Raw genomic sequence first — 13477 nt, 5'->3', positions numbered from 1 at the left:
CCAGAACACCGCGTTCCGAGAACGGCTGAGCGCCCCGGCCAGTGGTGCTGACGTTTCGCGTCATCCCCGCGGCCGGGCGCGCTCCTTAGCGTCGTACGCATGCAGCAGACGCGGAAGGACCCCGTGAAGCCGTCCGAACTGCCCGGCACCCTGGCGCTCCTCGCGGAGTGGGCGGCGGAGCGCCACACCGGTCTGCCCGCCCTGCGCTTCCGGCGCGACGGGGAGTGGGCCGAGATGTCGTACGAGGAGCTGCGCGACGCCGCACGCCGGATGGGCCGGGCGCTGCTCGCGCTCGGGGTCCGTCCCGGGGACCGTGTCGGGATCCTCGCCGAGACGCGGCCCGAGTGGACCTGCACGCACTTCGGTGTCCTCGCGGCGGGCGCCGTCGTGGTGCCGGTCTATCCGACGGCCGGTGACGACGAGGTCGCGTGGGTCCTGTCGGACTCGGGCGCGGAGGTCGTCATCTGCGAGGACGCGGACCGGGCGGCGAAGGTCGAACGGCTGCGGGACCGGCTCCCGGCCCTGCGGCACGTACTGCTCATGACGGACCCGCCCGCCGAACTCGGCTCACCGGACGAGCTGTTGGCACGGGCCTCCGCGCGCTCCGCCGCGGACCTGGCCACCATCATCTACACGTCGGGCACCACGGGGCCGCCCAAGGGCTGTCTGCTCACGCACGGCAACCTGCTGGCCGTGCAGGCCGCCACCGTGCCGCTCGTGGACGGCGGTCCCGGCGAGTCCACGTACCTGTATCTGCCGCTCGCCCACCTCCTGGCCCAGCTCATCGAGTTCATGACGCTCGTCGAGGGCGGCACGCTCACCTACTTCGGCGGGCGCATCGAGGACGTCGTCGCGGAACTCGCCGAGGCACGGCCCACGCATCTGCCGTCCGTGCCGCGGTTGTTCGAGAAGGTGCGGTCCGTGGTGCTGTCGCTGGCCGAGGCGGAGGAAGGCGGGCGCGAACGGTTCGAGGAGGCGGTCCGCATCGGGGTCCTCGCCGCCGATGGCGAGCTCCCCGACGAGCTGCGGGACGCGCACGAAGCGGCCGACAAGGCCCTCTACAGCCTGGTCAGGCAGGCGCTCGGCGGCCGGGTCCGGTGGGCGCTGACCGGCGGCGCGCCCATCGCGCCGGACACCGTCGACTTCCTGCGGGCCTGCGGCATCGCGTTCTACGAGGGGTACGGGATGACGGAGTCGGCGGGCGTCCTCACCCTCAACCACCCGGGGGCGGTGCGGTACGGGACCGTCGGCCGGCCGGTCGACGGCGTCGAACTCCGCATCGCCGACGACGGGGAGGTCCTGGCCCGTGGCGCCATGGTCTTCCCGGGCTACCACGACAACCCCGGGGCCACCCGTGATGTGCTCGACGCCGAAGGCTGGCTGCACACGGGTGACCTGGGCGCGCTCGACGCCGACGGGTATCTCACGATCACCGGCCGCAAGAAGGACCTCATCATCACCTCGGGCGGCAAGAACCTCACCCCCTCCCTGACCGAACTCGCCATCCAGGCCTCGCGGTTCGTCTCCCGCGCGGTGATGGTCGGCGACCACCGGCCCTACCCGGTCGCGCTCGTCACCCTGGACGCGGAGGAGGTCGCGGGATGGGCGGAGCGCGCAGGTGTGACACTGACCGTCCCCGTCTCCCGCGACCCGCGCGTACGCCTTCTCGTCCAGGAGGCCGTGGACGCCGCCAACGCCACGGCGTCCCGCCCCGCCCGCATCCGCGACTTCACCGTCCTGGAAGGCGACTTCACGGTGGAGGACGGCCTGCTCACACCGAGCCTGAAGGTGCGCAGGAAGGCGGTGACGGAGCGGTACGCGCAGGTGGTGGAGGAGCTGTACGAGCGGGGGCACGCGCCCCGGTAGGAACGGGCGCCGACGGCTACCGCACCCCGGCCAGCCGCAGCAGCGCCGTCGTCGCCGCCGCGCCCACCACGACCACGGCGAACGGCGCCCTGCGCCAGGCGAGCACCCCGCCGGCCAGCACCCCGGCGGGCCTCGCCCACCCCGCGAAGCCCTGCCCCTCGGTGAGCGCACCGGTGGCGAGCAGCGCGACGAGCAGCACGGTGGCGCCCACGGTCAGCATCTCCTGGAAGCGGGCGGGGAGTTCGACGCGTCCGTGCAGGACGGGCCCGGCGAGCCGGAAGACGTACGTTCCCGCGGCCAGGGCGAGGACGCAGGCGAGCGTGGCGTTCATGAGGTGCTCCTCGAAGAGGCGGTACGGGGGCGGCGGGGTCCGCGGCGGGCCGCGAGCAGCCCCAGGAGGGCGAGGAGGACGGGCACCCCCGCGGGCAGCAGCGGCGCCGCGATCACCGCGATGACCGCGCCGGCCGCCGAGGCCCGCCGCGCCGCGCTGTCGCCGCGCAGGGCGGGCAGCACCAGCGCGAGCAGCACCGCGGGGAACGCGGCGTCGAGCCCGAACCGGTCGGTGTCGCCGAGCGCGGACCCGGCGAGGGCGCCCGCGAGCACGGAGAGGTTCCAGGCGACGAACAGGCCGATCCCGGATATCCAGAAGGCCGCCTTGCGCTGTCCGCGGCCCTCCTGGGCGAGGACGAACGCGGCGGTCTCGTCGGTGACGAGGTGCGCGCCGATCAGCCGCGCGGTCCAGGACCGGCCGAGGTCGTCGGCGAGGGCGAGGCTGAACGCGGCCGTACGGGAGTTGAGCAGCAGCCCGGTCGCCGCGGCCGCCACGGGCCCGCCGCCCGCGGTGAGGACGCCGACCGCGCTGAACTGGGCGGAGCCCGCGTACACGAGCAGCGACATGAGCACCGGCACCCACACGGGCAGCCCGCCGCCGACGGCGATGGCGCCGAAGGAGACGCCGACGACGGCGTCGGCGAGCCAGACGAGCGCGATGTCGCGCAGGACACCGGGCGGCAGGTCGGAGAAGCGGACGAGGCCGGTGGGCCCCTCGTCCGTTCGGCAGGTCGGGTCGTCTGTTCGGTGTGACGAACGCATGCGTCGTAGGATGGGCGGAGCGGGCCGCGTTCGTCAAGCCGAACGATCGGTCCCCTTTACCGAACGAACGGGGAAGAGGGCGAGGAGAGGCAGATCATGACCGACGGGTCCGACGGGTCCCGCATGCCGCGCGAGTGGGTGGCCGCTGCGCTGCGCCGCGAGCGCGCCAGAGCCGGGCTCTCCCTCTCCGAGCTGGCCAAGCGCGCGGGCATCGCGAAGTCCACGCTGTCCCAGCTGGAGGCGGCCACGGGCAACCCCGGCATCGAGACGCTCTGGGCGCTGGCCGTCGCGCTCGGCGTCCCCTTCAGCGTGCTCGTGGAGTCGCCGGCGCCCGCGGTGACGGTGATCCGCGCGGGCGAGGGCCCGACCATGCACGCGGAGAATTCCTCGTACGCGGGCACGCTGCTCTCCGCGGGCCCGACAGGCGTACGGCGCGACATCTACCACGGCGCCCTGGAGCCCGGCGCCCCCCGCGAGTCCGACGCGCACATCCCGGGTTCGGTGGAACACCTGGTCATCAGCACGGGCCGCCTCCTGGCGGGCCCCCAGGGTGAAACGGTGGAACTGACCCCCGGCGACTACATGTCGTACCGCGGCGACGTCCCCCACTCGTACGAGGCCCTGGAGCCGAACACGACGTTCGTCATGATCATGCAGCACACCTAGCAAAAGGCAGGAGCCCCGTCTTCCCTGCTTGCGCAGGGAGCGGGGCTCCTTGGGTACTGCTATCAATCTCCGGATCTGGTCACCGGAGCAACCACACGCCCCACTCGCGTGAGGCGCCCGATTACATCGGGGTGACGTTCTCCGCCTGCGGGCCCTTCGGACCCTGCGTCACGTCGAAGGAAACGGCCTGGTTCTCCTCGAGGGAGCGGAAGCCGTTCGCGTTGATCGCGGAGTAGTGGACGAAGACGTCCGGGCCGCCGCCTTCCTGGGCAATGAAGCCAAAGCCCTTTTCAGCGTTGAACCACTTCACGGTTCCGGTAGCCATAAGCCCTCCTTGGGCCAAAGGGTTGCCCTGCTCCAGAACCAGCGATTGTTTAAACAACTGCATAAGTCTGAAAACGACGAGAGCCCGCGGAGTTACATGCTCCGCAGGCTCTGTACTGCAAGGGAAACCAAACTGCAACTTGCGGCGAGCTTAGCACGCAGGCAGGGGAATGCAATAGGGGGCAAGATCACGTCACCCGGAGGTTTGACGCGTCCCCCGGCAGGGTTGACGAGGCGCGTCCCGGCCCCGGCGCCCCGACCGTACCGCAAGGGGGCTAGCCTCCCCGATGTGGACAATTCTCCCCTGAACGCCTTCGCGGGGGCAGGCGCCGAACAGCCGCACGACTCCCGTCGCATTCCCCGGCCGCGCGTCGGTCACATCCAGTTCCTCAACTGCATGCCCCTGTACTGGGGTCTCGCGCGGACCGGGACCCTCCTCGACTTCGAGCTCACCAAGGACACCCCCGAGAAGCTCAGCGAGCAGCTGGTCAGGGGCGAGCTGGACATCGCGCCGGTCACCCTCGTCGAGTTCCTGAAGAACGCCGACGACCTCGTCGCCTTCCCCGACCTGGCGGTCGGCTGCGACGGCCCCGTCATGTCGTGCGTGATCGTCTCGCAGGTGCCGCTGGACCGGCTGGACGGCGCCCGCGTGGCGCTCGGCTCGACGTCCAGGACCTCCGTGCGGCTCGCGCAGCTGCTGCTCGCCGAGCGCCACGGCGTGCGGCCCGACTACTACACGTGCCCGCCCGACCTGGGGCTGATGATGCGGGAGGCGGACGCCGCCGTCCTCATCGGGGACGCGGCGCTCCGCGCGAACCTCATCGACGGACCGCGGCTCGGTCTGGACGTGTACGACCTCGGGGAGATGTGGAAGGAGTGGACGGGCCTGCCGTTCGTCTTCGCCGTCTGGGCGGCGCGGCGCGACTACGCGACGCGCGAGCCGGAGGTCGTCCGCGAGGTGCACAAGGCGTTCCTCTCCTCCCGTGACCTCTCCCTGGAGGAGGTCGGCAAGGTCGCGGAGCAGGCCGCGCGCTGGGAGTCCTTCGACGCCGGCGTCCTGGAGCGGTACTTCACGACCCTCGACTTCCGCTTCGGCGGCGCGCAGCTGGAGGGCGTGACCGAGTTCGCCCGCCGGGTCGGTCCGACGACGGGCTTCCCGGCGGACGTGCGGGTGGAGCTGCTGAAGCCGTAGGCGGCTCAGCCGCCGCTGCCGGGGATCGGCGCCTGCATGTGCTCGCTGATCCACTGGATGGGGCCGTCGGCCATGGCGGGGACGTAGGAGCGCGCGTTGTGGCCGCCGCCCCGGATGACGTTGAGCCGCGTCTTCACGGGGCCCTTCCCGTACGTCCTGATGAACTTCCGCAGGTTCGCCTGCCCCGACTCCTCCGTGCCGATCTGGAAGGCGAGGTCGACCTCCGGGCCGCCGCGTTCGGCGAGGCGGCGGGCGAGCCGCTCCGGGTCGTTGGCCCGGCGCTCCTTCTCGTGGCCCGCCCAGAGCGGCGAGTCGGGGACGGTGTCCGGGCCGCTCGCGATCACCGCGCGGAACCTGTCCGGGCGCTTCAGGACGGACTTCAGGCCGACGAAGCCGCCGGACGACGAGCCCATGAAGGCCCAGCCGTCACGGGACTTGAAGGTCCGGAAATTCGCCCGTACGAAATCGGGGACGTCGTCCGTCATCCACGTGCCCATTCTGGGCTGCCCCGGAATATCGCTGCCGTCGTAATAGTTCTTTGCGTCCGGATTGAGGACGGGCATCACCACGATGAACGGGAGGCTCTTCCCTTCCCGGGACCAACGGGCGATGCTGCTCTCCAGCTTGAGATCGGTCCCCATCCAATAGTTGTTGGGATAGCCGGGGCCGCCCGGCAGGGCTATCAGCACGGGGAAGCCGCTGTCGGCGTACTTCGGGTCGAAGTACTGCTTCGGCGCCCAGACCCATACCTTGCCGGTGAATCCGGACTTCTTCCCCTTCAGCGTCGTCACGCCGATCTTCGTGCCGTCGTCCAGCGTGCTCTCGGTGGTGAAGGCCGCCTTGGGGCCGGTGGGCAGCAGCGTCTTCGCCGCCGCCGGGCCCTTCGCCTGCGTCGTGGTGCCCGAAGGGCGCTTCGGGTCGTCGAAGCTCACCGGCTCGCCCTTGTCGGAGGAGCAGGCGGACAGGAGCAGCGCCGAGGCCAGGGCCGCCGCGGTCGCGGCGAGTGCGGTGGGGGAGGGGCGGCGACGGTTCATGGGGACCTCGGGGCGGGGGTGGAGGACAGAAGGGAACGAAGGTGAGTAATACGGTCATTGCGTACATGTAGAGGGGAATGCGGGCGGGAGCGTTCCGTCCGCGGCGCGCGCACTACGCTGATCCGCGGTGCCGAGGCGCGCGAGGTGTCCGGCGCCGCGCCTGGGGGAGGCCAAGGTCATGCATCCGCTCGAAGCCGACGAACCCACCGCGATCGGGCCCTACCGACTCCTCGGCCGGCTCGGCTCGGGCGGCATGGGCCGGGTCTATCTGGGCCGCAGCGCGGGCGGCCGCACCGTCGCCGTCAAGGTCGTGCACCCGCACTTCGCGCTCGACGAGGAGTTCCGGGCGCGCTTCCGCCGCGAGGTCGACGCGGCGCGACAGGTGGGCGGCGACTGGACGGCGCCCGTCCTGGACGCGGACCCGGACGCTGCCGTCCCGTGGGTCGCCACGGGATACGCGGCCGGGCCCTCGCTCACCGAGGCGGTACGGGACGGCGGGCCGCTGCCCGAGCACTCCGTGCGGGTCCTCGGCGCGGGCCTCGCCGAGGCGCTGGCGCACGTGCACGGCCTCGGACTCGTCCACCGCGACGTGAAACCCTCGAACGTCCTGCTCACCCTCGACGGCCCCCGCCTGATCGACTTCGGCATCGCGCGCGCCACCGACGGCACCGCCTCCCTCACCTCCACCGGCGTCTCCATCGGCTCACCCGGCTACATGTCGCCCGAGCAGGTCCTCGGCAAGGGCGTCACGGGCGCCGCGGACGTCTTCTCGCTGGGCGCGGTCCTCGTGTACGGGGCGACGGGGGAGTCGCCCTTCCCTGGCGACTCGTCGGCCGCCCTGCTCTACAAGGTCGTCCACGAAGAACCCGAACTGGGCGCCCTCCGCGGCGATCTGCGCGAGCTCGCCGCCGCCTGTCTGGCCAAGGACGCGTCGGCGCGCCCCGCCCCCGGCGACCTCGCCCGCCGCCTCGCCCCACAGGGCGCGGCCGCGCTGGTGGCGGCCGGCTGGCTGCCGGGACCTGTGGTGGAGCGGGTGAGCCGGAGCGCGGTGCGGCTCCTGGATCTGGACACGGGGGCGGGCGCGGGTCCTGCCCCTCAGGAGGCACCCTCGGGCCCCGTGGCGTTCAACTCCCCTTCCGTGGAGGGCTCGTTCGGGCCGCCGGACCCGTCGTACGCACCCGCACCACCGCCCGTGCCCTCGGCCGCCCTCACCCCTCCCCCCGCCGCACCCGGCAAGTTCTCCGTCTCCGTGGCCGCGACCTCCGTATCCGAGGGCCCGAACGGGCGCGGCCGTAAAGTGAGTTGTACGGTCGCGCTCGCCGTGGCCGGGGCGTTGGCCGCCGTCACGGTCGGCTCGGTGTTCGTCCTAGGGATGCTGCGGGAGGACGAGAACGCGGCGGGCGACCAGGACCCATCGGCGACCGGCGCACCCAGCACCCCGGGGGACTCCGCGAGCCCGGGCAAGGTCCCCGAGGCGTACCTCGGCAAGTGGCGCGGAGACGCCGACGCGAGCGGCGGCCGGGTCCCCCTCGGCACCTTCACGGTCACCCTGCGCCAGACGGAGCCGGGGGGCCGGCTCGGCACGGTCCTGCAGCGCGACCCGATCGGCAACACGTGCACGGACGTCCTGACCCTCAAGTCCGCGACGAAGGCGGAGATCGTGGCGGTCGGCAAGGGCGCCGAGAACAACGGCGGCCAGTGCGCGCAGACGCCCCACACGGTCCACCTGCGCCTGGACGGCAAGACCCTCGTCTACACGTCGGACGACCCCGACGCGGGCGACCCTAAGGCGCGGCTGTCCCGGGTGGAGTGAGGGCCGTACGGCGCCTCCGCACGTACAGGTGCACGAGCCAGCCGCCCGCCACCGCGCAGAAGACGGCCGCCGCGACGCCCGGCAGCCACAGGTAGGGGTACTGCTCGTGGACCCAGCAGGGCTCGCCGTGCGCGAAGCACTCCGGGCCGCGGCGGCGCCGCTTGGGCCTGGTCGCCCCGAAGCAGAGCAGGAGCAGCAGACACGTCAGCGCCACGCCGGGCAGGGCGGCGACCGCCAGGCCAGCCGAACGCAGCGGCTCCTTCTTCCAGTTCGCCCGCATCAGCGGCACGACGATCGCGGCGACGGCGGGCGGGGCGAGGAGCCCGATGGAGATCGCGAAGCCGTACCCCCCGCCGGGCCAGCCGGGCGCCACGTCTCCCCACAGCGTCTCGCCCCACGCCAGGTCCGCCAGGGCGAAGAGGACCACCACGGCGAGGACGGCGAGGAACATCAGGGCTCCGAAGCGATAGTTGGCCCGCTCCCCCTCCTCGGCCCCCTTCCTGTCCCGCTTCCCCGACCGGCCCGAGGTCCGCGCCCCCGGCACATGCGCGTACCGCAGCGCGGGCCCCGCCGCCCGCCGTCGAGAACTTCCCACGACCAACCCCTCGCTCCCGCTACAGCGGAGTCGTCACCGTCGAGATCTCGCCCGTGCCGAGGTGCAGCATGCCCTTGCCCGGCGCCACCGGCCCGCCGACCATGCTGCGCGAGATCCGCAGCCCGATCAGGTCGCCGCTCGAGCTGTCCTGCGGCGACAGCAGGATGCCGCGGCGCCCCTTCTTCGCGTCGACCTGCCAGCCCGAGAAGCCGCTGCAGACGTCCTCCTCGTCACCGGCGATGACCATGGCGAGGCCCAGGTCGGTGCCGCGCTGGATGATCCGCTTGAAGTGGCTCGCCGCGTCCGCGTCCTCCAGGATCTCGGCGTCGTCGATCAGGACGACGACCGGGTCCTCCGTGGACGCCTCTGCCTCGTCGATGAGCTCCTCGAACTCGTCCTCGTCGATGTCGTCCCCGGTGAACACCTTCAGGACGCCCTCCGTGCCTTCCAGCGCACGCAGCGGCGACTGGCGCGGGGCGGCCACGACGAGACGTACGCCCTGCGTACGGAACGAACGCGCCATGTTCATCAGAACCGTCGAACGGCCCGACTTGGCCGGACCCGCGATGACGAACGCCGGCACGCCCTCCGCCAGGTCGGGCCCGTGTCCCATGACCTCGTCGCCGCCGATGCCCACCAGCGCCCACAGCTTCGAGCGCGAGGCGTCCGGGTCGCGCAGCTCCCACGCCTCCTCGAAGGAGATGCGGCTCGGCAGCGTGTCGACCCTGAACGGGCGGCGGTGGCGCGGCACTTCGGCGTCGCGCGCCGCGGCCCGCTCGCCGATCGCGGCGATCGCGGCGGCCTGCCCCTGACCCGTGGAGTCCTCGGAGAGCAGCGCGAACTGCGTCTCCGTGCCGCTCTCGTTGCGGAAGGCGCGGCCCGGCGCGATCTCCTCGGGGACCTTGCGGGCCGGGATGCCGAGCATCGAGAAGTCGGAGCGGTCGGCGAGGCGCAGCCCGTACTTGTCCTCGGTGAGGGAGGAGATGCGGCCCACCAGGATCTGGCGGTCGCCCGTCATCACCATGTGGAGGCCGACGCTCGCGCCCTCCCGCATGATCGTCGTGATCTCGTCGGTCAGCGAACCGTGGTCGATCTCGCCGAGCGTGGGCAGCCAGCCCTCCCAGCGGTCGAGGAGCACGACGATGTGCGGCAGCCGCTCGTCCTCGGTGGCGTCGGCCCGCTGCTCGCCGATGTCCGCGTACCCCTTGTCGGCGAGCAGGTCCTGGCGGCGGGTGAGTTCGCCCTTGAGGCGGTTCATGAGGCGTACGACGCGCTCGGTCTGGTTGCGGCCGACGACGGCGCCGCAGTGCGGCAGGCGGGTCAGCGCGTTGAGCGCGCCGTTGCCGCAGTCGATGCCGTAGAGGTGCACGTCGGCGCTGGAGTGGGTGCGGGCCAGCGAGCCCGCGATGGTCCGCAGGACCTGCGAGCGTCCGGAGCGCGGGGCGCCGCCGATCATCAGGTGGCCGAAGTGCGCGAAGTCCACGACGACGGGGCGGCGCGCCTGGTCGGCGGGGAGGTCCTCGACCCCGTACGGGGCGGGGGTGAGCGTGCCGGGGGCCGTGCGGGGCGCCGGGGCGGGGATCTCGTCGAGCAGCAGGGTCTCGCCGAGCGCGGGCAGCCAGGGGCTGTGCTGGGCGGGGATGCCGAGGGCCCGGTTGGCCTCGATGATCTCGTCGACGAGGACCTTCAGGTCGGTGATCTCCTCCTCCTCGCGTGCCTGCGCCTTCGGCTTCACGAGGGTGGCGCGGCCGAGGGCCGCCCAGTCCAGGGAGTCGACCCAGGGGGCGAGCAGGGCGGGGTCGGCGGCGCCGGGCCTGCGGCCACCGACGCGGCCCGACTGGAACGGTACGAGGGAGGCGTGCCCGAGACGCACGTACGCCCGTCCCGGGGTGTTCTTGGAGATGTGCCCGGCCTCGGGCGAGTCGATGACGTCGCTGGACTCGCCGCCGTCCGTCACGCGCAGCGCGATGCGGAGGTTGGTGTTGGCGCGGATCTCGGGCGACACGACACCGGAGGGCCGCTGCGTGGCGAGCAGCAGGTGAATGCCCAGCGAACGGCCACGCTGAGCGATGTTCACGAGGCCCGTCACGAAGTCGGGCAGGTCGCGCACCATGGACGCGAACTCGTCGATGACGATGAGGAGTCGCGGCACCGGCGCGTGCGACGGGTCGCGCCGCACCAGATCCTGGTAGTCCTCGATGTCCTTGGCGTCGGCGTCGGCGAGGATGTGCTCGCGCCGCTTCAGCTCGGCCCCGAGGGATTCGAGCGCCCTCTCGACGAGGTGGGCGTCGAGGTCGGTGACCATGCCGACGGTGTGCGGCAGCTTCACACAGTCCTTGAAGGCCGACCCACCCTTGTAGTCCACGAGAACGAAGGTCATGTTCTCGGGCGTATTGGCGACGGCGAGCGCGGCCACGATGGTCTGCAGCAGCTCCGACTTACCGGAACCGGTGGTACCGGCGATGAGGCCGTGCGGTCCGTCCTTGCGCATGTCGATGCCGAAGGGCCCGTCGTACGACTCACCGATGACGGCCATCGTCGACTGCCCGCCGGCCTGCCACCTGGCGGTGATCGCCCCGGACGTCGGCGGCTCCAGCTGCAGCACGTCGAGCAACCGGCTGGAGCCCGGCAGCGCGGAGTCCTCGGTCTCGCCGCTGATGTCGCGCAGCGGCGACACGGACCGCGCGAGACGCAGGCACCAGGCGGGGGTCACGAAGTCGGGCCGTACGTCGAGGAGCCGCTCGGCGCCGCTCATCTCGACGCGCAGCCGCAGCTCGCGCGGGGCGCCGGCCTGCTGGGGGTCGGGCGCGGTGGTGTGCCAGGCCTGGAAGGAGGGGAAGCCGCCGGGGGCCTGCTGGGGCATCGCGGGCCCGCCCGGCGCGCTCGGCAGGGCCCCGCCGCTCGCGTGCGCGTACGCGTTCGGGTCCGGCTTCGGCTCGGCGACCACGAAGGCCTGGCACTCACCGGGCAGGAACCGTTCCTCGGTGTCGAGGCAGAGCGCGTACATGTGCACGGCGGGCCCCTCGCGCAGCAGCCGCACCACACCGGGCAGCGACCGCAGCCGCCGCGACCCGTCCCACACCACGACGATGTCCGGGTCGGAGAAGTCGGCGCCCTGGCCCCTGTTCTCCTCGGCGGCCTTGACCCGCGCGTCGAGGATCTGGGTCAGCTCGCCGATGCGGGCGCCGACGGTCTCGGCGTCCGTGCCTATGAGTACGTTGACGTCCTGGCCGCCGGACGGCCGGGCGTGCGGCAGCCACCGCACCCAGTCCCAGCTCTCCCTCGACGTGGTCTCGGTGAGCACGTAGAACTGCACGTCCATCGGGCTGTGCAGGGTCGCGGTCTGCGCGACGGCCCAGCGCCCGAGCGCGGTGGCGGAGTCGTCGGGCCCCGCGACGCCGATGACGCCGAGCCCCTTCAGCGGCAGCGCGACGGGCGCGTCCTCGATCTTCCACGTCACCTGGCGCCGGTGGTCGTCCTTCTCCGGGTCGTCGAGGACGACCTCGGAGGGCAGCTGCCCGGTCCCGAACCGCACGAGCAGATGGTCACCATCGGTCCGCCGCCGCTCCCAGAGCCGCGTACGGGGCCCGGTGGCGAGGGCGAGCACGGAGGCGGGATCGGGCACGGCGCTCCGCCGGTCAACCCGCTCGGCCACCAAGGCGTCCTGCGCGTCCCGCTCGATCCGGGCCTTGGTCTCCTTGTACTCCTTGACCTGCTTCGCATGGGACTTGCGCCCGTGCTTCTTGTCCATGAAGTAGTTGCCGAACAGCATGATGGGACTCAGTCCCGCCATGATCAGGTAGTACCAGCGATTGAAGATCATTGCTGCGACGACGGCACCGACCAGCGGAAACAGCGCCATCAGCCACGGCAGCGGCCGCGCCTCGAACTCGCGGGGCGGGCTCGGCAGCCGAAAGGCGGTCTGCCGCTCGGGCGGCCGCAGCCGAGGGGGCCGGTTGTAGTCGAGCCCGGCACCGTCCTCGGACCACTTGAGGGCGGCGTTCGGGGGCGTGTAGCGGACGAGTTCAAGGAGGGTGTTGCCAACCCCGATCTGAGCGCCCAACGGCCAGACAACGGTATCGAGCCGCCCATTGCCCCCGCGGGCCCTCTCCTTCACCAGCTTGGCGCGGGCCTCCTTCCGCTCCTTCCACTCCTTGCGGGCCTGCCGCTCCCGCTTCTCCCGTGCCTTGCGCTCCTTCTTGGACTCGCCTTCCATGGGCGCCGCGGCCTCGACCGGCTCGTCCTCCTCCTTCTCCACCCCGAAGGGCGCACCGTCGAGAGTGACGCCCTCCTTCTCCTCGGGGGTGCCGTGGAGGGTGGCCTGGCAGGTGCCGTCGGTTGCGACTGACAACGTCAGGGCGCGGGCGGGCAGCTCCGGATCGTCGATGCGGATGTACGAGGCGGGCCCGCTGCCGATGTCGTACCGCCCGATCCCGAGCCGGTGCACGGCCCCGGCGGCGGCCCCGCTCGCGACGCGCAGCTCGACGAGGCCGGAGGGCTCACCGGGCAGGCACCCGGCGGGATCGTCGAGACTGACGACGGCACCTTCGCGCAGCGGCGAGGTCACGACGGTGGCGGACGGATCAACGGCATACCCGTCCACGTAGATGATCGGCGCACCCCTGCCGGGCGCCTGCTGCCCGTGCCCGATCGGAATGACCTGCGCGCCGCTGCGGCCGACCTGCCGGGCCAGTTCCACCGCGATGTCCTGCACGGTGGACTCGGGATCGGCGTCGAGAACCACGTCGGCGGAGTCCCCGCCGAACGGATCGACGACGGTCAGAGTCAGGCGCACGATCGTCCTCCCCGGAGCTGAACAATGCGCCTGACGATATCCGCTCCACCCTTCCCACAGGCAACGGCCTGCGCACAGCCGCACCTCCCGGAACGGAACG

10 protein-coding genes are annotated in these 13477 nt (G+C 72.2%); 4 read left to right on the top strand and 6 right to left on the bottom strand.

Annotation, left to right across the window (positions count from 1 at the left end; translation table 11 throughout):
- Positions 1 to 99 precede the first annotated feature (99 nt).
- Positions 100 to 1866, top strand: a complete 1767-nt coding sequence (locus tag DEJ48_RS16660; protein WP_150216959.1) for an AMP-dependent synthetase/ligase — start codon at positions 100 to 102, stop codon at positions 1864 to 1866.
- 16 nt (positions 1867 to 1882) lie between these two features.
- Here DEJ48_RS16660 and DEJ48_RS16655 read toward each other — a convergent pair whose 3' ends face one another.
- A complete protein-coding gene (locus DEJ48_RS16655) occupies positions 1883 to 2197 on the bottom strand; it encodes an AzlD domain-containing protein (RefSeq protein WP_150216958.1) in 315 nt (104 codons plus the stop codon).
- A complete protein-coding gene (locus tag DEJ48_RS16650) occupies positions 2194 to 2958 on the bottom strand; it encodes an AzlC family ABC transporter permease (protein ID WP_150216956.1) in 765 nt (254 codons plus the stop codon). The genes DEJ48_RS16655 and DEJ48_RS16650 overlap by 4 nt, the downstream gene beginning before the upstream one ends.
- A gap of 96 nt (positions 2959 to 3054) precedes the next feature.
- Between DEJ48_RS16650 and DEJ48_RS16645 the strand changes: the two genes are divergently transcribed.
- A complete protein-coding gene (locus DEJ48_RS16645; protein ID WP_150216954.1) occupies positions 3055 to 3624 on the top strand; it encodes a helix-turn-helix domain-containing protein in 570 nt (189 codons plus the stop codon).
- Positions 3625 to 3745: 121 nt separating this feature from the next.
- On the opposite strand, the gene DEJ48_RS16640 is transcribed toward DEJ48_RS16645, so the two are convergent.
- A complete protein-coding gene (locus tag DEJ48_RS16640) occupies positions 3746 to 3949 on the bottom strand; it encodes a cold-shock protein (RefSeq protein WP_006138897.1) in 204 nt (67 codons plus the stop codon).
- Between the two features lie 354 nt (positions 3950 to 4303).
- On the opposite strand from DEJ48_RS16640, the gene DEJ48_RS16635 reads away from it, so the two are divergent.
- On the top strand, positions 4304 to 5140 hold the full coding sequence (locus DEJ48_RS16635; protein WP_150221222.1) for a menaquinone biosynthetic enzyme MqnA/MqnD family protein: 837 nt from the start codon (positions 4304 to 4306) through the stop codon (positions 5138 to 5140).
- Between the two features lie 5 nt (positions 5141 to 5145).
- Here the strand turns inward: DEJ48_RS16635 and DEJ48_RS16630 are convergent, their stop codons facing one another.
- Positions 5146 to 6174 (bottom strand): alpha/beta hydrolase, encoded by a 1029-nt coding sequence (locus DEJ48_RS16630; RefSeq protein WP_150216952.1) that lies wholly within the window; start codon positions 6172 to 6174, stop codon positions 5146 to 5148.
- Between the two features lie 178 nt (positions 6175 to 6352).
- Between DEJ48_RS16630 and DEJ48_RS16625 the strand changes: the two genes are divergently transcribed.
- Positions 6353 to 7987 carry a serine/threonine-protein kinase gene (locus DEJ48_RS16625; protein WP_150216951.1) on the top strand — a complete coding sequence of 545 codons (1635 nt, stop codon included), beginning with the start codon at positions 6353 to 6355 and terminating at the stop codon, positions 7985 to 7987.
- On the opposite strand, the gene DEJ48_RS16620 is transcribed toward DEJ48_RS16625, so the two are convergent.
- Positions 7959 to 8582: a hypothetical protein gene (locus tag DEJ48_RS16620; protein WP_150216949.1), complete on the bottom strand. Its 624-nt coding sequence runs from the start codon at positions 8580 to 8582 to the stop codon at positions 7959 to 7961. The genes DEJ48_RS16625 and DEJ48_RS16620 overlap by 29 nt on opposite strands.
- Positions 8583 to 8601: 19 nt before the next feature.
- Complete coding sequence (locus DEJ48_RS16615; protein WP_150216947.1) at positions 8602 to 13377, bottom strand: FtsK/SpoIIIE domain-containing protein; 4776 nt, start codon at positions 13375 to 13377, stop codon at positions 8602 to 8604.
- Positions 13378 to 13477: the final 100 nt, after the last annotated feature.

Origin of the sequence: Streptomyces venezuelae (genome assembly GCF_008642315.1) — a bacterium.
GTDB lineage: Bacteria > Actinomycetota > Actinomycetes > Streptomycetales > Streptomycetaceae > Streptomyces > Streptomyces venezuelae_D.
This window is presented reverse-complemented; position numbering and strand designations above follow the sequence as displayed.